The organism is Bradyrhizobium sp. HKCCYLRH3097 (assembly GCF_051167875.1).
Taxonomy (GTDB): domain Bacteria; phylum Pseudomonadota; class Alphaproteobacteria; order Rhizobiales; family Xanthobacteraceae; genus Bradyrhizobium.
In genome coordinates, this window is sequence record NZ_JBNPTX010000004.1 from 259,858 (window position 1) to 280,277 (window position 20,420).

At 66.1% G+C, this 20,420-nt stretch carries 17 protein-coding genes; 9 read left to right on the top strand and 8 right to left on the bottom strand.

Annotation, left to right across the window (positions count from 1 at the left end; genetic code table 11):
• Positions 1-53: 53 nt before the first annotated feature.
• Complete coding sequence (locus tag ACQR0U_RS12720; RefSeq protein ID WP_316187195.1) at positions 54-3,575, bottom strand: hypothetical protein; 3,522 nt, start codon at positions 3,573-3,575, stop codon at positions 54-56.
• Positions 3,576-3,763: 188 nt separating this feature from the next.
• Positions 3,764-4,351, bottom strand: coding sequence for a PadR family transcriptional regulator (locus tag ACQR0U_RS12725; protein ID WP_315717938.1), 588 nt, complete (start codon positions 4,349-4,351; stop codon positions 3,764-3,766).
• A 137-nt stretch (positions 4,352-4,488) separates the two neighbouring features.
• Between ACQR0U_RS12725 and ACQR0U_RS12730 the strand changes: the two genes are divergently transcribed.
• The 4 genes from ACQR0U_RS12730 (at position 4,489) to ACQR0U_RS12745 (ending at position 10,474) form a co-directional block, all read left to right on the top strand.
• Positions 4,489-4,887 (top strand): nuclear transport factor 2 family protein, encoded by a 399-nt coding sequence (locus ACQR0U_RS12730; RefSeq protein ID WP_315717936.1) that lies wholly within the window; start codon positions 4,489-4,491, stop codon positions 4,885-4,887.
• 129 nt (positions 4,888-5,016) lie between these two features.
• Entirely contained in the window at positions 5,017-6,807 is a 1,791-nt protein-coding gene (locus ACQR0U_RS12735; protein WP_315717935.1) for an acyl-CoA dehydrogenase C-terminal domain-containing protein, read from the top strand.
• A gap of 76 nt (positions 6,808-6,883) precedes the next feature.
• Positions 6,884-8,092, top strand: coding sequence for an acetyl-CoA C-acetyltransferase (locus ACQR0U_RS12740; RefSeq protein WP_315717934.1), 1,209 nt, complete (start codon positions 6,884-6,886; stop codon positions 8,090-8,092).
• 168 nt (positions 8,093-8,260) lie between these two features.
• Positions 8,261-10,474, top strand: coding sequence for a 3-hydroxyacyl-CoA dehydrogenase NAD-binding domain-containing protein (locus ACQR0U_RS12745; protein WP_434843294.1), 2,214 nt, complete (start codon positions 8,261-8,263; stop codon positions 10,472-10,474).
• Positions 10,475-10,662: 188 nt separating this feature from the next.
• On the opposite strand, the gene gstA is transcribed toward ACQR0U_RS12745, so the two are convergent.
• Positions 10,663-11,277, bottom strand: coding sequence for a glutathione transferase GstA (gstA, locus tag ACQR0U_RS12750; RefSeq protein WP_316201992.1), 615 nt, complete (start codon positions 11,275-11,277; stop codon positions 10,663-10,665).
• Positions 11,278-11,423: 146 nt separating this feature from the next.
• Between gstA and ACQR0U_RS12755 the strand changes: the two genes are divergently transcribed.
• From ACQR0U_RS12755 to ACQR0U_RS12765, 3 genes are all read left to right on the top strand, one after another.
• The gene (locus tag ACQR0U_RS12755; RefSeq protein ID WP_315717931.1) at positions 11,424-11,912 is read left to right on the top strand and encodes a MarR family winged helix-turn-helix transcriptional regulator; all 489 of its coding nucleotides are present in this window, start codon (positions 11,424-11,426) and stop codon (positions 11,910-11,912) included.
• A gap of 96 nt (positions 11,913-12,008) precedes the next feature.
• Positions 12,009-13,379, top strand: coding sequence for a glutamate--cysteine ligase (locus ACQR0U_RS12760; RefSeq protein ID WP_316165580.1), 1,371 nt, complete (start codon positions 12,009-12,011; stop codon positions 13,377-13,379).
• Positions 13,380-13,629: 250 nt separating this feature from the next.
• On the top strand, positions 13,630-14,280 hold the full coding sequence (locus ACQR0U_RS12765; RefSeq protein WP_434843352.1) for a PAN domain-containing protein: 651 nt from the start codon (positions 13,630-13,632) through the stop codon (positions 14,278-14,280).
• A gap of 269 nt (positions 14,281-14,549) precedes the next feature.
• Here the strand turns inward: ACQR0U_RS12765 and ACQR0U_RS12770 are convergent, their stop codons facing one another.
• From ACQR0U_RS12770 to tldD, 4 genes are all read right to left on the bottom strand, one after another.
• Complete coding sequence (locus ACQR0U_RS12770) at positions 14,550-15,119, bottom strand: nucleotidyltransferase family protein (protein WP_434843351.1); 570 nt, start codon at positions 15,117-15,119, stop codon at positions 14,550-14,552.
• 76 nt (positions 15,120-15,195) lie between these two features.
• Positions 15,196-15,534 carry an MmcQ/YjbR family DNA-binding protein gene (locus ACQR0U_RS12775; protein ID WP_315717929.1) on the bottom strand — a complete coding sequence of 113 codons (339 nt, stop codon included), beginning with the start codon at positions 15,532-15,534 and terminating at the stop codon, positions 15,196-15,198.
• 10 nt (positions 15,535-15,544) lie between these two features.
• Complete coding sequence (lepB, locus tag ACQR0U_RS12780; RefSeq protein ID WP_434843350.1) at positions 15,545-16,333, bottom strand: signal peptidase I; 789 nt, start codon at positions 16,331-16,333, stop codon at positions 15,545-15,547.
• Positions 16,334-16,344: 11 nt separating this feature from the next.
• On the bottom strand, positions 16,345-17,769 hold the full coding sequence (gene tldD, locus ACQR0U_RS12785; protein ID WP_434843293.1) for a metalloprotease TldD: 1,425 nt from the start codon (positions 17,767-17,769) through the stop codon (positions 16,345-16,347).
• 84 nt (positions 17,770-17,853) lie between these two features.
• On the opposite strand from tldD, the gene ACQR0U_RS12790 reads away from it, so the two are divergent.
• A complete protein-coding gene (locus ACQR0U_RS12790; RefSeq protein WP_315751517.1) occupies positions 17,854-18,354 on the top strand; it encodes a GNAT family N-acetyltransferase in 501 nt (166 codons plus the stop codon).
• An 84-nt stretch (positions 18,355-18,438) separates the two neighbouring features.
• Here ACQR0U_RS12790 and ACQR0U_RS12795 read toward each other — a convergent pair whose 3' ends face one another.
• Entirely contained in the window at positions 18,439-19,065 is a 627-nt protein-coding gene (locus ACQR0U_RS12795) for an invasion associated locus B family protein (RefSeq protein WP_315827982.1), read from the bottom strand.
• Between the two features lie 480 nt (positions 19,066-19,545).
• Here ACQR0U_RS12795 and coxB point away from each other — a divergent pair, with 480 nt between their 5' ends.
• Positions 19,546-20,382 carry a cytochrome c oxidase subunit II gene (gene coxB / locus ACQR0U_RS12800; protein WP_316170722.1) on the top strand — a complete coding sequence of 279 codons (837 nt, stop codon included), beginning with the start codon at positions 19,546-19,548 and terminating at the stop codon, positions 20,380-20,382.
• The last annotated feature ends 38 nt before the right edge of the window (positions 20,383-20,420 follow it).

The window sequence follows — 20,420 nt, forward strand, 5'->3', positions numbered from 1 at the left end:
TCAGGCTGTGCGCGGACGCTCGTCCATGTCGAAAGAGGGGCGCTATGCCCGTGTCAGCGCGGCGCCGTCGCAGCCGCGCGCTTCGCCAGCGCCGCCTTGGCCGCGGCTGCCTTGGCGATCGCCTGCGTGCCATCCCAGCCGCCGACGGGCGCCGGCACGTTCACGGCGTCGTCGGGCTGCGGTTCGACCGTGAAGGTCTGGATCGCGAGCTTGGCCGCGGCGAGCGACTGGACATCGAGCCGCTTGGCGACATCGTCGCGCTTGCGCCCCGCGTCGACGTCACCCTGCGCTGCGGCCAGGGTGAACCATTTGTAGGATTCGGCGAGGTTCTGTTCGACGCCGATGCCACGGGCATAGAGGATGCCGAGGTTGAACTGGCTATCGGCGACGCCGCGCTCGGCGGCCTTGCGGAACCATTGCGAGGCGCTCTTGTAGTTCGCGCCCTTGCCGCCGCCGTCGGCGTCCAGCACGGCGAGATTGTGCATCGCCTTGGCGTTGCCGCGCTCGGCGGCGACCACGTAGTAGCGGCGGGCGATGTCGGCGTCCTTCTTCACGCCGAGACCCTTCTCGTAGAAGGTGCCGAGACGGAAGACCGCCGGGATCAGCCCCGCCTGCGCGGCGCGGTCATACCACTTCGCGGCTTCCTCATAGTTCGCCGCGACGCCCTTGCCCTCGGCAAAGCGCACGCCGACTTCGTAGGCGGCGGTCGGATCACCCTTCAGGGCGGCATTGCGCAGCGCCAGTCCGCCGATGGCATCGGGCAGCTTCTCGGAGGCGGGCACTTGCACCAAGCCGAGCTTCTGGCCGTTGGCAGCGGTTGGGATCGTGCCGGTGATATCAGTGGGGACGGCAGCAGGTAATGTGGCTGGCTTTTCGACGTCCTGCGGGATCGCGAGCATTGCGATCGTCTCCGCTTCGCTCGGCATGGCCCGATTGTAGGACTGACGGTCGATCGGCGTCGGCGACGTCAACGACGGCACGCTCTGGTCGGGCGTCGTCGGCCGCGGCGACAGGCTCGGCGAGGCCGACGGCATCTGCGCGCGCGGCGCCTCGCCCTGGGTTTCCATCGGCGAGATCGGTGGCGGCGTGCTGCCGCTGTCGAGCAGCGACATCGCGAATTTGAAAGTGCCGAGCACGATCACGACGACGCTGGCCCCGACCAGGAGCGAGCGGATCTTCGACCCAATGGTCGAGACTTCCTCGTCACCCTCGGCGGTGAGAGCGAACGTCGGCTTGTCCTTGGGTTTGGCCTTGGGCTTGACAGCGTCGCTGGCGACGTCCTTGGGGAGGTCTTTCGGCGGTTCCTTGGCCTTCTCCTTCGGCTTGTCCTTCTTCGCCTTCTTGGCGTCCACGGGCTGTGCAGCCGCCGCGGCCTGCGCCGCGCGGCGCGCAGCCGCGATGAAGCTCGACGTCGACACCGGCTCCCGCTTGCCGGCGGGAAGCTCGCTCAGCGCATCCTCGGACGCGGCGATCCGCTCGGCGGGCGATGCGGTCCGGCCAGGCGGACGGGTGCCGGGTTCGAGCGGATGATCCGGCGGCAGCTCGGGGACGATGACGGTCGGGCGGGGCGCCTGTGCTGTGTGCGGCTCGAGGATGTCGGCGATCGCCTTCGGCGGAATCGGCGGCGGCATGGCGGCCGCCGGCGCCTGCGCGGCGTGGAAGTCGCGCGAGGCGGCCGCGAACGCCTGTTGACCCGCGGCCGGAGCGACAATCTGTCCCGCTGGCTGCTCGGCCGCCGGATTGGGCAGCTCAGGCCGGTAGGCGGGCTCTGGCCTGGCCGGCTCGGCAAAGGCCTGGGGCGCCGGCGCGCGTGCGGCCGGCATCGGCGACTCGATTGGCGGTGCCAGCGGCGGCAGCGCGGCCGGCGGGCTCGCGGTGGCGCGCACATTGCGCAGGTCGCCTTCGATCATGGCGAGGCGGTCGACGACGTGCCCCAGCGTGTTGTGGACGGCCTCGAGCGAGTCCTGGGTGTTGCGGTCGGTCTCGGTCTGGCTGAAGCGGATGTCGGACAGCTCGCGCTTGACCATGTCGATCAGGCCGCCGTCCTGCGACGTTTCGCGCTGCGACCGGCTCTCCGCCAGCGCTGCGAAGGTCGCCTGCTGCCGTTCGAGATAGCGCAGGATGTCCTGCAGGCCGTCCTCGACGCGGGTCATGTTGCCGCCGCGCGGGTCGTTGGCGGCCTCGAGCCGCTCCAGCAGATAGCTGATCCGCTGTTCGAGATGGGTGATCGCCGATGAGCCGTCGTTGCCGACCTGCAGGCGGTCGATGCGGTCGGACAGGCCGCGCAGCGCGTCCTCGATCTGGGCAGTGTGGTCGGGCGCGGCCGCCGGCGGCTCGCGGCTTTCCAGGGTCGAGGTCAGCGCGGCAATGCGCTGTTCGAGCGCCGCAAACGACTCGTGGAACGAGTCGTGATTGTCGCGCGCCTGTGTGACCTGGTCGACCTTCGACGACAGCTGGCGGAGATCGTCCGACAGTCGTTCCAGCGCGTCGTTTGAGGCGACATTGGCGACGATCGCACGCAGCGCCGCGATGGCGCTTTCGAGCTGCTGCACGGTGCCAGGGTCGTCATTGGCGCGTAGGATCAGGTCGAGCTTGGCGCCGAGATTGCGGATCGCCTCGTCATAGACGGCGAGCTGCTCGGCAGGCTTCAGCGAGCCGACGACCTCGCGGATGTCGGTCAGCGCGCGCTCGATCCCGGCCAGTGCGTGGCCGTCGACGCCGGTGTTGCGGTTCTCGTCGATACGGCGCGACAGCGAGCGAATCTCGTTCTCGATCGATTCGATCGCCCGGCGCGGCATCGCCTCGGTGATGGCGTGACGAATCTCGGAGAGCTCGTTGCGGAAGCCGGCGATCGACTGCTCGATGCCGTCGTCGGGGCGATGCAGCGCCTCGATCTGGCTCGTGATCTTCAGCAGATGGCGTTCGAGCAGCGAGAAATCGGGAGTGGGGGCTGCCGGTTGCGGCGGCGTCAGCGGCGCGCTGATCGGTGTCATCAGCGGCGCTGCTGCGGATGCCATGGCAGGCGCGGTCGGCGGTGCCTGGTGCGGCGGCAGCGGGCGCGCATTGTCGAGCTCGCTCTGGCGGGCGCTGATCTCGGCCACGGCCACGTCGAACGAACCCGCGCTGAGCGGCTGGGCGGGCCGGTAGAGCTGCGCAGCGGCGCGCTCGACGCCGTCAGGACCACGATAGCGGTCCTCGGTGTCCGGCTTGCGCAGCGGCGTCGAGATCTGTGACAGGCGGGCGTCGAGCCGCGAGATCGCGTCGTTCAGCTGACGCGCGACGCCCTGCTCGTCGCGTGGCCCATCCTTGCGCGCGACGGGGCGCGACATTTGCTCGATCTGCCGTGCGATGGAGTCGAGCCGCTGATGGATGTCGGTCACCTCGCGGGCATCGCGGCTGACGGTCGGCGTGCTGCGTGGCGCGGGGCTGCCGCGGAAATCGGGCGGGGTCGATGCGCCGAGCGTGGAGTTGATCCAGTCGTTCAGCGTCATTCCGGCGCGTTGCGCCGCGGCCTCGGCCCTCTCGCGGACGGACGGGTCGATGCCTTCATTACTCCACGGTACGCGCGAATTCATGTCTCGTCCGGTTCCGCTTCCAGCGCTCCACCAAGCGCCTCCAGCCTCCCCACGCGTCCCGGACATGAACATGAACGGGTCCGCGCAGATCGTCTGCTCCAGGTCCCGACTTTTGACTTTTACGGTAAATAACGCGTTAAGTTTACCGCCGGCGCGGCCAGAAGTTTTGCCCTATCAAACGGCGGGTATCAGCCGGCATTTTCACGCGATGATGGATCGAGCGGCCGCACGCTGCTCGCGCCGGATATCGTCGACAGCGCGGTGATCGCTTCCTCGCACCATTCCGCCACCATGCGTTCGTGGCGCAGGCCGAGACGCAGGTTGAGGAGCTTGCCCATATCGGCCGGGGCCACGTTGCCGTCCGCATAATGCTTCTTGAGGATGCGATCGTAGCGCTCGGCGCGGTCGCGATGATGCTCGAGCCGCGCCATCAGGTCGGCCCGGATCGGCCCGATGTCGGCGGCGCCCAGTGCATAGAGCCGGACGAGAAGATCGTCCTTCGTCGAGGCCGGCGTGCTCGGCCGCGCCGCCCAGCTGCGAAACGCCGCGCGGCCCTCCGCGGTCAATGTGTACACCAGCTTGTTGGGCTTGCCGGTCTGCACCACCTCGCGACCCTGGATGTAGCCGCGGTCGCGCAGCCGCGACAGCTCGCGGTAGATCTGCTGGTGGTCCGTCTTCCAGAAGAAGCCGATCGAGGAGTCGAACGTCTTGGCGAGCTCGTAGCCCGTCATCGGATGTTCGGTGAGGCAGGCGAGGATGGCGTCGCCGAGGGCCATGGCCGGAAACTGCTCCCGTTTTTCTGATCGTGTTCTGCCCCGCTCCACGCTTGACATTATGCACACTGGCGCATATGCGTCAATGTGCATATGGGGTGGTTGTGGTGCTGGCCTGTTCCGCCCCGAGGAGACGCCCAATGACAATGACCGGCCTCGATGGATGGTACGGCTACATGAGGTCTCACGATCTCGGCGCTTTGCGGGAGCTGCTGCATCCCGACGCCGTGTTCGAAAGTCCCGTCGTGCACACGCCGCAACGCGGCCGCGACATTACCTTCAAATATCTCGCGAGTGCTGAGAAAGTCTTAGGCGGTCCCGGATTCAAGTATGTCGGGGAGTGGCGTAACGCCACGGGCGCCGTGCTCGAATTCGAGAACGAGATCGAAGGGATCAAGCTCAACGGCGTCGATATCATCAGCTTCGACGACGCCGGTCTGATCACACATTTCAAGGTCATGGTGCGCCCGCTCAAGGCGATCAATTTGCTGCACCGCTTGATGGGCGAACAGCTCGCCGCCATGAGCAAGCCGTCGTGACGCGACCGACAGTCGCAAACTAACGGCTGCCGCAAGCCTTGAGAAATCGCTACAGTCCGCGGCCTGCATTGCCTGCCGCGTCCGTGGAATTCCCCGTCTGAAACTTCAGCCTTCCTGCCGGAGACGCCAATGCCGATCTACAAAGCCCCCGTGGAAGATGTCACCTTCCTGCTCAACGACGTGTTCCAGATCGACCGCTACGACAACCTGCCGGGATTCTCCGATGCCTCGGCGGATGTCCGCGAGGCGATCCTCGGCGAAGCCGCCAAGCTCGCCGAGGAGGTGCTGCATCCGCTGAATCGCGTGGGTGATCTCGAAGGCTGCAAGCGCCATGACGACGGCAGCGTGACCACGCCGAAAGGCTTCAAGGACGCCTACAAGCAGATCGTCGAGGGCGGCTGGCTCGGCCTGTCGGCGCCAACCGAATATGGCGGGCAGGGCCTGCCGGTGACGCTCAGCCAGACCGTCAACGAATTCCAGTGCTCCGCCAACATGGCGTTCTCGATGTATGGCGGCCTCACCATGGGCGCCACCGCGGCACTCATCGTGCATGGCAGCGAGGAGCAGAAGAAGACCTACGTGCCGAAGATGGTCGCCGGCGAGTGGACCGGCACCATGAACCTCACCGAGCCGCATTGCGGCACCGACCTCGGCCTGCTCCGCACCAAGGCGGTGCGCCAGGCCGACGGCAGCTTCAGGATTTCCGGCACCAAGATCTTCATCTCGGCCGGCGAGCATGACTTGGCTCCCAACATCATCCACCTCGTGCTCGCCCGCATCGAGGGCGCGCCGGCCGGCATCAAGGGCGTGTCGCTGTTCGTGGTGCCCAAGTTCATGGTCAATCCCGACGGCACGGTGGGTGCGCGCAACGGCGTCACCTGTGGCTCGATCGAGCACAAGATGGGCATCCACGGCAATTCGACCTGTGTGATGAACTACGACAACGCCACCGGCTGGCTGATCGGCGAAGAGAACAAGGGCATGCAGGGCATGTTCGTGATGATGAACGAGGCCCGGCTCGGCGTCGCCGTGCAGGGTCTCGCGCAGTCCGAGGTGGCCTATCAGAACGCGGTCGCCTATGCGCGCGAGCGCATCCAGGGCCGCTCGCTGACTGGGCCCAAGGCGCCCGACAAGGCCGCCGATCCGATCATCGTGCATCCCGACGTGCGCCGGACCCTGCTGTCGATCCGCGCCTTCAACGAGGCTGCGCGCGCCATGGTGGTGTGGACCTCGCTGAAGAGCGACGTCGCGCACCGCTCGCAGGACCCGAAGGACCGCCAGGCCGCCGACGACCACATGGGCCTGATGACCCCGGTCATGAAGGGCTACATGACCGACATGGGCTTCGCCAACGCGGTCCAGGCGCAGCAGATGTATGGCGGCCACGGCTATATCGCCGAGTGGGGCATGGAGCAGTTCGTGCGCGATGCGCGCATCGCCATGATCTACGAAGGCGCCAACGGCATCCAGGCGCTGGATCTCGTCGGCCGCAAGCTGCCGCGCGACGGCGGCCGCGCCGTGATGGCCTTCTTCAACGAGGTCGGCTCGTTCGCCAAGGAGCAGGGCGGCAACGATGCGATGAAGCCGTTCGTAGCCCCGTTGTCGACCGCGCTCGGCCATCTGCAGCAGGCCACCACGTGGCTGATGCAGAACGCGATGACCAAGCCGGACAATGCCGGCGCCGCCGCGACCGACTACATGCATCTCTTTGCGCTGGTCACCTTCGGCTACATGTGGGCGAAGATGGCGAAGGTGGCGCAGGACAAGATTGCGGCCGGCGACGGCTCGACCTATCTCACCACCAAGCTGGTGACGGGTCGCTTCTTCATGGAGCGCGTGCTGCCCGAAACGGCGGCGCATCTTGCCCGCCTCCAGGCCGGTTGTGCGACCGTGATGGAACTGCCGGCGGAAGCCTTCTGAGGATCAGACGAGAGCCGGTGCGCGCCGGCTCCGTCGTCAATGCGAACAACAAATCTGACCAGATGAGGAGGGCGTGATGCCTGAGGCCTTTATCTACGACCACGTACGGACTCCCCGCGGCCGCGGCAAGGCCGACGGCAGCCTGCATGAGGTGACCGCGCTCGCGCTCGCCACCGTGCCTTTGAAGGCGCTGAAGGACCGCAACAACATCCCCGAGGACGCGGTCGACGACGTCGTGCTCGGCGTGGTCGATCCGGTCGGCGAGGCCGGCTCCGACATCGCGCGCTTCGCCGCGCTGAATGCGGGTCTCGGCGATGCCGTTCCGGGCATTCAGATCAGCCGCTTCTGCGCCTCCGGCCTCGACGCCGTGAACTTCGCCGCGGCGCAGATCATGAGCGGCCAGCATGAGCTGGTCATCGGTGGTGGTGCGGAATCCATGAGCCGCGTCGGCATCGGTGCGTCCGGTGGCGCTTGGCCGATGGATCCGTCGATGGCGGTGCCGTCCTACTTCATGCCGCAGGGCGTCTCGGCGGACCTGATCGCGACCAAATACGGCTTCTCGCGCGACGACGTCGACGCCTATGCGGTGCAGAGCCAGCAGCGCGCGGCGAAGTCCTGGGAAGAAGGCCGCTTCGACAAGTCGGTCGTGCCGGTCAAGGACATCAACGGCCTGACCATCCTCGCCAAGGACGAGCACATGCGGCCCTCGACGACGATGCAGTCGCTGGCGCAGTTGCAGCCGTCGTTCGTGCAGATGGCGCAGATGGGCGGCTTCGACGCGGTGGCGATCCAGTCGCATCCGGAGATCGAGCGCGTCAACTACGTGCATCACGCCGGCAACTCCTCGGGCATCGTCGACGGCGCCGGTGCGGTGCTGCTCGGCAGCAAGGAGGCAGGCGCGAAGTACGGCATGAAGCCGCGCGCGAAAATCCGCGCCTTCGCCAATATCGGCTCGGAGCCCGCGATGATGCTGACGGGCCCGGTCGACGTTACCGAGAAGCTGTTCGAGCGCTCGGGCATGAAGAAATCCGACATCGATCTGTTCGAGCTCAACGAGGCGTTCGCCTCGGTCGTGCTGCGCTACATGCAGGCGTTCGAGATCGACAAGGACAAGATCAACGTCAATGGCGGCGCGATCGCGCTCGGCCATCCGCTCGGCGCCACCGGCGCGATGATCCTCGGCACCGTGCTCGACGAGCTCGAGCGCACCGGCAAGGCGACCGCGCTGGTGACGCTGTGCATCGGCGGCGGCATGGGCACCGCGACCATCATCGAGCGGGTGTGACGGTGCGCTCCCTCCCCCCTTGCGGGGGAGGGTCGGGGAGGGGGGTGCCACGCGCTCCACTGCCCGTGAGGACCCCCACCCCCGACCCCTCCCCGCAAGGGGGAGGGGAGACGAAACATCGGGGCTGACGCAGCACAGACGCGCCCCTGCCAAATCTGGGAGCACCACATGGCCTACAAGAACTTCAAGCTCGAAACCGATGCCGACGGCATTGCGCTGATCACCTGGGACATTCCGGGCCGTTCGATGAACGTGCTCGACGAGACCTCGACCAACGAGCTCGAGGCCCTCGTCAAGGAGACCACTGCGGACGCCGCCATCAAGGGCGTCGTCATCACCTCGGCAAAGGAGGCGTTCTGCGCCGGCGCCGATCTGTCGATGCTCGAGGGCATGAACCGCATCTATGCCGATGTGCTGAAGAGCAAGGGCGAGGAAGCCGCCAACCAGATGCTGTTCGACACCAGCCGGCGCTTCTCGCAGATCAATCGGTCGATGGAGACCTCGGGCAAGCCGTGGGTCGCCGCGATCAACGGTCTCGCGCTCGGCGGCGGCTTCGAGATCACCCTGTCGTGCCACCATCGTGTCGCGGCCGAGAATCCGAAGACCCGGCTCGGCCTGCCCGAGATCAAGGTCGGCCTGTTCCCGGGCGCCGGCGGCACCCAGCGCGTGCCGCGCATCGTGCAGCCGCAGGACGCGATGAACCTGCTCTTGAAGGGCGAGGCGCTTACGCTCGACAAGGCCAAGGCGCTGAAGCTGGTGGACGCGATCGTGCCGGCGGCGGATCTCATCAAGGCCGCCAAGGACTGGATCAAGGGCGGCGGCAAAGCGGTTCAGCCGTGGGATGAAAAGGGCTTCAAGCTGCCCGGCGGTCCGGTGTTCTCCAAGAACGGCATGATGATGTTCCCGGCCGGCAACGCCATCTATCGCCGCGAGACCTACGACAACTACCCGGCCGCGCGCGCCATCATGAGCTGCGTCTATGAAGGCCTGCAGCTGCCGATCGATGCCGCGCTGCGCGTCGAATCGCGCTACTTCACCAAGATCCTGCGCTCGAAGGAAGCGGCGGCGATGATCCGCAGCCTGTTCCTGTCGATGCAGGAGCTCAACAAGGGTGCGCGCCGCCCGGCGGACGTGCCGGCGACCAAGATCAAGAAGATCGCCGTGATCGGCGCCGGCTTCATGGGCGCCAGCGTCGGCTACGTCTCGGCCCGCGGCGGCCTCGAGGTCGTGCTGATCGACCGCGACCAGGAGAGCGCCGACAAGGGCAAGGCGCATGCGCAGAGCGTGATCGACGGCCTGGTCAAGAAGGGCCGCGCCAAGCCGGGCGAGGCCGAGGCGATCATGGGCCGCATCACTGCGACCGCGGACTACGCGGTGCTGAAGGAATGCGATCTCGTCATCGAGGCCGTGTTCGAGGACCGCAAGGTCAAGGCCGAGACCTACGCCAAGGCGCAGGCCTATCTGAAGGACGGCGCGATCTTCGCGTCGAACACCTCGACCCTGCCGATCACCTCGCTGGCCGAGGAGTTCAAGGACCAGGGCCGCTTCATCGGCATCCACTTCTTCTCGCCGGTCGAGAAGATGATGCTGGTCGAGATCATCATGGGCAAGAACACCGGCGACGTCGCGCTGGCGACCGCGCTCGACTACGTCCGCGCCATCGGCAAGACGCCGATCGTGGTCAACGACTCCCGCGGCTTCTTCGCCAATCGCTGCGTGATGCGCTACATCGCGGAAGGCAACGAGATGTTCCTCGAAGGCGTGCCGCCGGCGATGATCGAGAACGCCGCCAAGATGGCCGGCATGCCGGTCGGCCCGCTGTCGCTGTCGGACGAAGTCGCGCTCGATCTCGGCCTCAAGATCATGAAGGCGACCGAGCATGATCTCGGCCCCAACGCGATCAACCAGGACCACAAGAAGCTGATGGTCGAGCTGGTCGAGAAGCAGGGCCGCTTCGGCCGCAAGAACGCCAAGGGCTTCTACGACTATCCCGAGAAGGGCAAGGGCCAGAAGAGCCTGTGGCCGGAGCTGCCGTCGTTGCAGCCGAAGCATCTCGATCCCGACACGCTCGATGTCGAGGAGCTGAAGCAGCGCTTCCTGGTGGTGCAGGCGGTGGAAGCCGCGCGCACCGTCGAGGACCACGTCATCACCGACGTGCGCGAGGCCGATGTCGGCTCGATCTTAGGGTTCGGCTTCGCGCCGTTCACCGGCGGCACGCTGTCCTACATCGACTTCATGGGGACGAAGAAGTTCGTCGAGCTGTGCCACAAGTTCACGGCGAAGTACGGCTCGCGCTTCGCCCCGCCGAAGCTCCTGGAGGAGATGGCCGCCAAGGGCGAAACCTTCTACGGCCGCTTCCCGCCGAAGAAGGCGGCGGCTTGAGACCGGAATGCTAGGCGGAAGCGAGCCGCGCTTGCTGTCCATTCCCTCCCCCCTTGTGGGGGAGGGTTAGGGAGGGGGGTAGCCACAGGCACCAGCGCTTGTGGCTACCCCCCTCTCTATCTCTCCCCCACAAGGGGGGAGAGAACACACTGCCCGAGAAGCAACAGCGAGTTCTTTCAAGATCTCGCTCACCCCGCCTTCATCAGCCCTTCCTTGGTCAGCGCCTCCTGCACCTTCGGCCGTGCGGCGACGCGGTTCTTGTAGGCCACGAGATTCGGCATCGCCGACAGGTCGAACTTCATCCGGTCCGCCCAGGTCAGGATGGTGAACAAATAGCCGTCGGCCACCGTGAATTGCTGGCCCATCAGGTAGTCGCGGCCGGCGAGCTGGCTGTCGATGTATTTGAACTTGCCCATCACGCGGTCCTTGAAGAACGCCTTGGCGTCGTCGGCGAGCACCGGTGAGAACATCGGGCCGAAATTCTTGTGCAGCTCGGAGGTGATGAAGTTCAGCCACTCCAGCAGCTTGTAGCGCTCGCCGCTGTCGCGCGCCGGGGCGAGGTTCTTGGTCGCCGCCTGGTCGGCGATCATCTGGACGATCACGGGGCCTTCGGTCACGATCTCCCCGCTCGGCAACCCCAGCGCCGGCACCTGGCCCTTCGGATTGACCTTCAGGTAATCGTCACCATTTTCCAGGGTCTTGGCGCGCAGATCGACCTTGACCAGGTCGTAGGGCAGGCCGGCCTCGAGCAGGGCGATATGGGGCGAGAGCGAGCAGGCGCCGGGTGAATAATAAAGCTTCATCTTGTATTCCCTCCGTGAGACCGTTTTGTCCTTGGAACCTATCGAGCGGTCGCACCCGCCCTTACATGCAGATGCATGGAATAGTCAAGATTGATGCAGCTGCATCGAATGCGCTAGACTGTGCATCCGAGGATACGAGCCGGCCCATGAAACGCAAACCATCGACCGAGGCGACCGCCGCCTGGATCCGCCTGATGCGGGTCCAGAGCCGGGTGCTGGACTGCGTCGAGCAGGAGCTGAAGAAGGCCGGTTTTCCGCCGCTCGCCTGGTATGATGCGCTGTTGGAGCTGTCCCGGGCGCCCGCGGGCGAGCTGCGCCCGGTCGAGCTGGAGCGGCAGATGCTGATCCCGCAATATTCCACCTCGCGGCTGATCGACCGGCTGGTCGACGAAGGTCTGGTCGTCCGGCGCGAATGCAAGATGGACAAGCGCGGCCAGTTCGTCGAGATCACCGAGGCCGGACGCGAACTGCAGAAGCGGATGTGGTCGGCCTATTCCGCCGCGATCGAGAAGCATGTCGGCTCCAAGTTGTCGGATACCGACGCTGCCAAGCTTTGCATGCTGCTGGATCGCCTTGGCTGCTCCTGTGGTCAGGCCGCTCCGTTGGCGGCCGGAGAGGGCGCGGCGACCCGATGAAGCATCCGTTCCCATTCACATCCGCGGCCCCCTGGGGTCCGCGGCCCTTCCTGTCACCACGCGCGACCCTCGAAGCGCTTCTGAACCGAGACTCCCATGGCGCGTGACCAGATCGATATGACCCCGCTGCAGTCGCGCGACGAGCTGGTGGCGTGGCTCGCGGCCGGCGTGAAGCCGCCGTCCGCCTTCCGCATCGGGACCGAGCACGAGAAGACGCCGTTCACGCTCGACGGTCATCGCCCCGTGCCCTACGAGGGCGCGCGCGGCATCGGCGCGCTGCTCGAAGGCATGAAGCTCCTGCTCGGCTGGGAGCCGATCATGGAGCGCGGCAACATCATCGGGCTCTATGACGTGACCGGCGGCGGCGCCATCTCGCTGGAGCCGGGCGGCCAGTTCGAGCTGTCCGGCGCGCCGGTCGAGACCGTGCACCAGACGCATGCGGAACTGATGGCGCATCTGGCGCAGGTCCGCGAGATCGCGACTCCGCTCGGCATCGGCTTTCTCGGCCTGGGCATGACGCCGTCCTGGTCGCGCGCCGAAATTCCCCTGATGCCCAAGGGCCGCTACAAGATCATGACCAGCTACATGCCGAAGGTCGGCCGCTATGGCCTCGACATGATGTACCGGACCTGCACCGTGCAGACCAATCTCGACTTCTCTTCCGAAGCCGACATGGTCAAGAAGCTCAGGGTCTCGGTGGCGCTGCAGCCGATCGCGACCGCACTGTTCGCCAATTCGCCGTTCACCGAAGGCAAGCCGAACGGCTTCCTGTCGTTCCGCTCCGAGATCTGGCGCGACACGGACAATCAGCGCTCGGGCATGATCCCGTGGGCGTTCGAGGATGGCATGGGTTTCGAGCGCTGGGTGGACTACGCGCTCGATGTTCCCATGTATTTCGTGAAACGCGAGGAGACCTATATCGACGTCTCCGGCACCTCGTTCCGCGACTTCTTCGCAGGCAAGAACCCGGCGATGCCGGGCGAGCGTCCGACGCTGTCGGACTGGGCCAATCACCTCTCGACGATCTTCCCGGAGGTGCGCCTGAAGCGCTACCTGGAAATGCGCGGTGCCGACGGTGTGCCATGGGGCCGGCTGCCGGCGCTGCCGGCGTTCTGGGTCGGCCTGCTCTACGACGACGTCAGCCTCGACGCGGCCTGGGACCTGGTCAAGACCTGGTCCGCGTTCGAGCGCCAGAACCTGCGCGACGACGTGCCGCGCCTCGGCTTCAAGGCGCGTGTTCGCAATCGCTACGTGTTCGAGATCGCCAAGGAATGCCTGACCCTGGCGCATCTCGGCCTGCGCCGGCGCAGTCGCATCGACCATCTCGGCCGCGACGAGAGCCGCTTTCTCGAGCCGCTCGATCAGATCATCGATTGCGGCCGCTCGCCGGCCGAGGAGATGCTGGAGAAGTTCGATGGCCCGTGGGGCGGTTCGGTCGAGCCGGCCTACGACGAATATGCGTTCTGATCGGAACGGCCGAGCCTGCAGCCGTCGCAGGTTCGCTGCGTCGCCTGTTCCGCGTTGAGGCGGTTGGCGGCTCGGGTCCGCTGTTTTTTGTTGCGATTTGTGTCCCAGGTTCGATTCAGCGCCTGGGCGCCGCTGCTTTGCCTTCCGCAGCTCCCACCGGTCCGGGCCGTTCATCCGCCATACAGGTTCGTGGCGATCAAATGACTGCCTAAAAACTCGTAAGAAAACTCGAACATTAACAATGGGTCGGATGGTTCAGCGGCGGCGCGTGGGGCGCTTCATCGGGGCATGGCTGAGGGTACTGGCGTGCCTGTTCGCGGCCGCGTGCCCGACGCCGGCTTCAGCCCAGACCTATTCCGATCGTCCCGGCGGCGACTACATGAGCGCGCCGATCGCCTCCGGCGACCCGGCCGATTGCGCGCTGTTGTGCGAGCACGACCGGCGCTGCCGCGCCTGGAGCTTCAACTATCCGACCGTGATGGAAGCGGGCGCGGTGTGCTGGCTGAAGAACAGCGTGCCGGCGCGCGTGCCGGACAATTGCTGCGTTTCCGGCGTGCGCGGCGCGGGCGTCGTCGAGATCCGCAATGATGCGGTCGAGACGTCGATCGACCGTCCCGGCGGCGACTACCGCAGCTTCGACATCAAGACCACCGATCTGAAGGGCGGCGAGAAGGCCGAGAAGGCCGCTGACAAGGGCAGCGACAAGGCCGCGGACAAGAAGGAAGAGAAGGCCGCCGACGCCGAGGACATCTGCAAGGCCGCCTGCACCGGCGACAACAAATGCCGCGCCTGGACCTTTGCGCGGCCCGGCTATGCCGGCAAGGAAGCGCATTGCTTTCTGAAGAAGGAAATCAAGCCGCCGCGCCGGCGGGCGGGCTTTACGTCGGGCGTCGTGCGATAGTGCGCGACGATGAGTCTCGCTCCTTCTTGTCGATCGTCAGAGCCACCGTTATTGCGAGCTCTCGCAATGATGCCAACTGAAGATGCGATGTCGAAGAAGCATCGTGCACCGGTGGCGCGCCAAACTCAGTCGTCATTCCGGGACGTGACGCGCAGCGGCACGGGCCCGGAATCCATAATCACGATGGTGGTTATGGATTCCGGGCTCGCGCTGCGCGCGCCCCGGAATGACGTATGAGAGAGGGGGCTCCCGATCCTGTCTGGTCGCGCTCAATCCGCCGCGGCTATCACTGTGATCTCAGGCCACAGCGCCTGCCAGCGGTCCGCCTTGGCCGTGTAGTTCGTCGCCGAGAAGTTGGCCGTGTAGTTCGGCCGCACGATCATCTGCGCGATGTCAGCGAGGCCCCTGGGCGCATAGAGCTCATATCCATCGGTAACGGGGCGGAGCCCGACCTGCGTGCTGACGGTGAGAAACCGGTCGATTCCATCGGTTGATCGCGACACGGCAGGGTAGGGCCGGCCGTGCTTGGTCGGATACCAGAGATGGACGCGGGCCTGGTTGCGCACCTCCACCTTGGCTTCGATGTCATGGAGGTAGGATGCGATGCGCCGGATGACGGCGTCCTCAGCATCCCACGACGTATCCGGATCGAAATAGAAGATGTCGTAGTCGTTGATGCCGTGATCGATCGGACGGCCGGTCCGCACGTTCCAGACGCTCTGAGTCAGGCAGCCGGCGACGACCCAGGCATCGGGCACGGCCGTTTCACGCAGCACGTGCATGATCGCGGTGTTGACGGGGTTGCGCAGCGCGGCTGCGATGAAATCGTCCTTGGTCATGATGGTCGAAGGCATCAGAACATGGGTGCCGTCGACACGTTCAATACACGAGATGGAGGACGGCGTGCAGCCCGTTTCAGCTGCGATCGAACACGGCGAGCGCCTTCTTCGAGGCCAATGCCCGCCACTGCCGGCGCAACAGCGGCTCTGCGTCGGCGCGCCTCGCCTTCGACAGGCGCAGCAGCACGATCGGATAGTCGCGGTAGTGATCGGTGACGTAGAACAGCTTCGGCCGGCTTTCCACCAGCATCGCGCGTTCGTCCGGCGGCACGCCCGGAAGGACGAGACTGTCCCCGTCCTCCTTCAGGCGCGCCAGCATCTTCTTGCGCACCTTCAGCGCGGGTGTCCCATAGGACGTGCCGGCCTCGACTTCCGGCCATGCCAGCGCAAGCGCCCTGACATCGTCGAAGGTCATCGGCGTTCGCTCAGCGCACCGCGGTGAAGAAGCGATCGAGCCGGAAGCCCGACAGCCAGGCCCAAACCGGCTGGTTCTTGAAGCCGAGGTCCCAGGAGCCGACCACGGCATCGGCGCGGCCGACGAGGTTGTCGATCGGCAGCAGGCCGACGCCGCCGTCGCGCAAGGCCACGCGGCTGTCGGCGGAGTTGTCTCTGTTATCGCCGAGCACGAACAGCTTGCCGGGCGGCACCGTCACCTCCGGCGTGTTGTCGAGCCGGCCGTTGTCGCGCATCTTGAAGATCAGGTGCGTCACGCCATTCGGCAGCGTCTCGACGTAGCGATAGGCCGGCTCGTTGCGGCCAGTGTCGTCCTCGGCATCGCCGATGCCGTCGGGCTTGAGCGCCGCGGCCTGGCCGTTGATGTAGAGCTGGCCCTGGCGCATCTGGATGCGGTCGCCGGGCAGGCCGACGACGCGCTTGACCCAGGCCTGCGAGTTGTCGCCCGGCCAGCGGAACACGACGACGTCGCCGCGCTTCGGCGTCTCGCCGAACAGGCGTCCCGTCTCCGGCAGCGTAATCTGCATCGGCAGCGACGAGGTGCCGTAGCCGTAGGGGAATTTCGACGCCAGCAGGGCGTCACCGATCATCAGGGTCGGCTCCATCGAGCCCGACGGCACGTAGAACGGCTCGGCGATGGCGCCCTTGGCGACGAACACCACCATGACGACCGCGACGAGCTGCGCGAGCTGGCCGCCCCAGGTGCTTTCCTTGCGGACGCCGCCCGCGCGCGTCGCCTTGGTGGTCTTGTCCGTGGACATCTTCTCAAGGCTCATCGGCCCGTGCCTCCCACCGTAATGCGATCCATGCGAAGCGTCGGCTGACCGACGCCGACCGGCACGCCCTGGCCGTTCTTGCCGCAGGTGCCGATGCCGGTATCGAGCGACAGATCGTTGCCGATCATGCTGATGCGGTTCAAATCCGTCGGGCCGTTGCCGATCAGCATCGCGCCCTTCACCGGCGCACCGATCTTGCCGTTCTCGATCCTGTAGGCCTCGGTGCACTGGAAGACGTATTTGCCCGAGGTGATGTCGACCTGGCCGCCGCCGAAATTGACGGCATAGATGCCGTTCTTGACCGAGGCGATGATCTCGGCCGGATCGCGCTCGCCCGCCAGCATGTAGGTGTTGGTCATGCGCGGCATCGGCACGTGCGCGTAGCCCTGACGGCGGCCGTTGCCGGTCGGCGCCATGTTCATCAGCCGCGCGTTCTGGCGGTCCTGCATGTAGCCGACCAGGATGCCGTCCTCGATCAGCACGGTCCGGCTGGTCGGCGTGCCCTCGTCGTCGATCGACAGCGAGCCGCGGCGCGAGGCCATGGTGCCGTCATCGACCACGGTGACGCCTTTGGCGGCGACCGGCTTGCCCATCAGCCCGGCGAAGGCCGAGGTCTTCTTGCGGTTGAAGTCGCCCTCGAGGCCGTGACCGACGGCTTCATGCAGCATCACGCCGGGCCAGCCGGCGCCGAGCACGACGTCCATCTCGCCGGCGGGAGCGGGGACCGATTCCAGATTGACCAGGGCCTCGCGCAGCGCGCCGTCGGCGGCCTCGCGCCACGCCTTGGTCTCGATGAAGCGGGCATAGGCCTCGCGGCCGCCATAACCCTTGCTGCCGGTCTCCTGGCGATCACCCTGGCCGGCGACCACCGAGACGTTCACGCGCACCAGCGGGCGGATGTCGCGATAGCTCTCGCCGTCGGGCCGCAGGATCTCCACGACCTGCCAGGTTGCGCCGAGGCTCACGGTCACCTGGCGCACGCGCGGATCCTTGTCGCGCAAGTAAGCGTCGATCTCGCCGAGCAGCTTGACCTTGCTTTCGAATCCGGGAGCGTCCAGCGGATTATCGTCGCCATAGAGCCGGACGTTGGTGTGCGGCGGCGGGCTCGCGAACGTGCCGGAATAGCCGCCGCGCACGGCGCTGACGGCATCGGCGGCGCGCATCAGCGCCGGCAGCGAGACGTCGGAGGAATGGGCATAGCCGACTGCATCGTCCTTCACCGCGCGCAGGCCGAATCCCTGGCTGGTGTCATAGGTCGCCTGCTTCAGCCGGCCATTGTCGAAGGTCAGCGCTTCGGTCTGGCTGTATTCGAAGAACAATTCGCCGTCATCGGCGCCAGCCAGGCCACGCGCGACCTCGCTCCGGACCGCATCACGGTCCAGATTGGCGCGTTCGAGCAGGGAAGTGGTGGGAGCAGTCATGGGTCAATCCGTTGTCGGAGCGTTCATTCCAAGATAGTTGTTTTGACGCCGGGGCGCGAGGGGCTGGATGATTACCGAACTGACATGGTTGAGATCGTTCCCATCACGTCCGCTCACATCGAGAGCTTCCACCGCACGCTCGATTACGTCGCGCGCGAACGGCGCTATCTGTCGTTCGTGCAGGCGCCGCCGCTGGAGTCGACGCGCGCCTTCATTCTGAACAACATCCACGAGGGATATCCGCAATTCGTTGCTCTCTCGGCCGGGGAGGTGGTCGGCTGGTGCGATGTGACGCCCAAATCGGGGCCAATCGATGCCCGGATCGGGGTGCTCGGCATGGGCCTAATGCCGCAGTTCCGGCACCAGGGCCTGGGCAGACGACTGATGGCGGCGGCGCTCGAGGCGGCGCGGGTGGCCGGCTTCTCGCGTGTCGAGCTCACGGTTTACCGCAGCAACACCAACGCCATCAGGCTGTACCAGAAGGCCGGATTCCTGCTCAAGGCGGTGCAGCCGCGGGAGCCCGGCGATGACGGGTTCGACAAGACCCTGCTGGTGATGGCGCTGGCGCTCGACGGGCGGCGCTGAGGCCGCGGGCGCGCATTCAGACGCGCGAACTCACGGCTCGATCACGGCATCGTGCTGCGAAGGGTCTGTCAATCGCGGCCGACGTCAGGGCAGCTTGTCGAAGCCTTCGGCGAGGCCGTTGAGGCTCAGCGGGAAGCCGATGCCTTCCTCCGGCGTCTCGAAGATGATGAAGGTCGCCGTCTTCGCCGTCTTGAGCTGGCCGAGCAGCTTGTCCTCCAGCACCACCTCGGCGACGCAGCCATTGGGCAGGCAGCGCACGAAGCCGGCGCGGCCGACGTCCTGGTTGTCGAGCTTCAGGCCGAGGCCGGACGGCAGCAGCACGCCGAGCGGCGCCACCACGCGCATCAGCCGGCTCTTCTGGTCTGCGGTCTTCAGCATGATCACGGTGAGGCCGGCATTGGAACGGTCCTCGGCCACGACGCTCTGGATCAGCGCGCACTGCTCGCTCTGCGCGCCGGGCGGCGTGTCGCAGCGGATCTGCCAGTCGCCATGCACCGAGCGCACCGCGCCCTGCGCCAATGCGGCGTGCGGCAGGCCGATCACCGTCGCAGCGATCATCGCGACCGCGGTCGCCGCGGAGGTCATCGCGGCAACACGCGCGAGTCGCGCACGCACCGCGCTGAATCGGTACAAACGGCGCGAGTCATTCGCAGCTGGGGTCGACATGTCAGCTGTCCTGTCCGTTGAAACCCTGATCCGGGTCGGTGCCATGACAATTTCCTGTGGGTGATCTGCGCGTCCGACGCCATGATACGGCAATGATGGCGTCTTGAGGACAGCGTCACCGGCGTACGGCACGAAACGATACCAAATATGGCCGCACCCTGGTGGGCGCTGCCGCTGCGCCTCGCCGAATCAGCCTCGCAAACGGCCGTGTCCCGTTTGCCTACATCGCGCCGCACGCCTGTCAAGCGCCCGTTGCCCGCGAAATCGCGGCATGCGGCAATCTCCCGGAAAATACGCTTGTCGCGACGAACAGCGCCGCGCGCGATATCCGGCGCAAGACTGCATTGCGATAGATCAAGAATTATGGTTTGAGAAGAAAGATTTCGTCATTCCAGTGAACTGGCCCAGGTGCTTTTCTATGCATCCGCCCGAAGGCCATTTGTCAGGAGAGCGGATCGAACGGCGCGCCGCTGCGTGAAGCGGGCGGTGCGCTGAGGGGGAAAGTTCTGAAGGGAGCGCGACGGCATGAAGATGTCGAAAGGCCAATTGGGCGCCTTGCTGGGGTTGGCCGTAACGGGCATGACGCTCGTGTCGGGTGGAGCGGCGTTTGCTGAAACGGGCCAGCCGGCGCCATGGGAAGTCAAGCTGCAGGAGGCTGCGACGCCGGTGATGGAGAACATCACCTGGTTCCACGGCCTGCTGCTGACGATCATCACCATCATCACGCTGTTCGTGCTGGCGCTGCTGGTCGCCGTGGTGGTCAAGTTCAACGCGCGCGCCAACCCGGTGCCGTCGCGGACGACGCACAACACGCTGATCGAGGTGGCTTGGACGCTGATCCCGGTGCTGATCCTGGTCATGATCGCGGTGCCGTCGTTCCGGCTGCTGTTCCTCGAGCTCGATGTGCCGAAGGCTGATATGACCATCAAGGCCACCGGCAAGCAGTGGTACTGGAGCTACGCCTATCCCGACAACGGCAAGTTCGAGTTCGACTCGCTGCTGGCGCAGGACAAGCAGCCGCGCCTGCTCGCCGTCGACAACGAAATGGTCGTGCCGGTCAACAAGGTGATTCGCGTCCAGACCACCGGCGCCGACGTGATCCACTCCTGGGCGATCCCGTCGTTCGGCGTCAAGATCGACGCCATTCCCGGCCGCCTCAACGAGACCTGGTTCAAGGCGACCAAGGTCGGCATGTATTACGGCCAGTGCTCGGAGCTGTGCGGCAAGGACCACGCCTACATGCCGATCGCGGTGCGCGTCGTGAGCGACCAGGAATTCACCGCCTGGGTCGAGGACGCCAAGAAGAAGTACGCCAGCGCGCCCACGAGCACCTATGCGTCGGCTGCGGGCGTGTCGCAGTAGCCGAGCGGGATGAACGCTGAGATTGAGGGCCGCCTTGG

Excerpts from the sequence above, each read along its gene's own strand:
- ACQR0U_RS12720 (WP_316187195.1), bottom strand. The coding sequence starts at position 3,575 with ATGAATTCGCGCGTACCGTGGAGTAATGAAGGCATCGACCCGTCCGTC.
- ACQR0U_RS12725 (WP_315717938.1), bottom strand. The coding sequence starts at position 4,351 with ATGGCCCTCGGCGACGCCATCCTCGCCTGCCTCACCGAACATCCGATG.
- ACQR0U_RS12730 (WP_315717936.1), top strand. The coding sequence starts at position 4,489 with ATGACAATGACCGGCCTCGATGGATGGTACGGCTACATGAGGTCTCAC.
- ACQR0U_RS12735 (WP_315717935.1), top strand. The coding sequence starts at position 5,017 with ATGCCGATCTACAAAGCCCCCGTGGAAGATGTCACCTTCCTGCTCAAC.
- ACQR0U_RS12740 (WP_315717934.1), top strand. The coding sequence starts at position 6,884 with ATGCCTGAGGCCTTTATCTACGACCACGTACGGACTCCCCGCGGCCGC.
- ACQR0U_RS12745 (WP_434843294.1), top strand. The coding sequence starts at position 8,261 with ATGGCCTACAAGAACTTCAAGCTCGAAACCGATGCCGACGGCATTGCG.
- gstA (WP_316201992.1), bottom strand. The coding sequence starts at position 11,277 with ATGAAGCTTTATTATTCACCCGGCGCCTGCTCGCTCTCGCCCCATATC.
- ACQR0U_RS12755 (WP_315717931.1), top strand. The coding sequence starts at position 11,424 with ATGAAACGCAAACCATCGACCGAGGCGACCGCCGCCTGGATCCGCCTG.
- ACQR0U_RS12760 (WP_316165580.1), top strand. The coding sequence starts at position 12,009 with ATGGCGCGTGACCAGATCGATATGACCCCGCTGCAGTCGCGCGACGAG.
- ACQR0U_RS12765 (WP_434843352.1), top strand. The coding sequence starts at position 13,630 with ATGGTTCAGCGGCGGCGCGTGGGGCGCTTCATCGGGGCATGGCTGAGG.
- ACQR0U_RS12770 (WP_434843351.1), bottom strand. The coding sequence starts at position 15,119 with ATGACCAAGGACGATTTCATCGCAGCCGCGCTGCGCAACCCCGTCAAC.
- ACQR0U_RS12775 (WP_315717929.1), bottom strand. The coding sequence starts at position 15,534 with ATGACCTTCGACGATGTCAGGGCGCTTGCGCTGGCATGGCCGGAAGTC.
- lepB (WP_434843350.1), bottom strand. The coding sequence starts at position 16,333 with ATGTCCACGGACAAGACCACCAAGGCGACGCGCGCGGGCGGCGTCCGC.
- tldD (WP_434843293.1), bottom strand. The coding sequence starts at position 17,769 with ATGACTGCTCCCACCACTTCCCTGCTCGAACGCGCCAATCTGGACCGT.
- ACQR0U_RS12790 (WP_315751517.1), top strand. The coding sequence starts at position 17,854 with ATGGTTGAGATCGTTCCCATCACGTCCGCTCACATCGAGAGCTTCCAC.
- ACQR0U_RS12795 (WP_315827982.1), bottom strand. The coding sequence starts at position 19,065 with ATGGCACCGACCCGGATCAGGGTTTCAACGGACAGGACAGCTGACATG.
- coxB (WP_316170722.1), top strand. The coding sequence starts at position 19,546 with ATGAAGATGTCGAAAGGCCAATTGGGCGCCTTGCTGGGGTTGGCCGTA.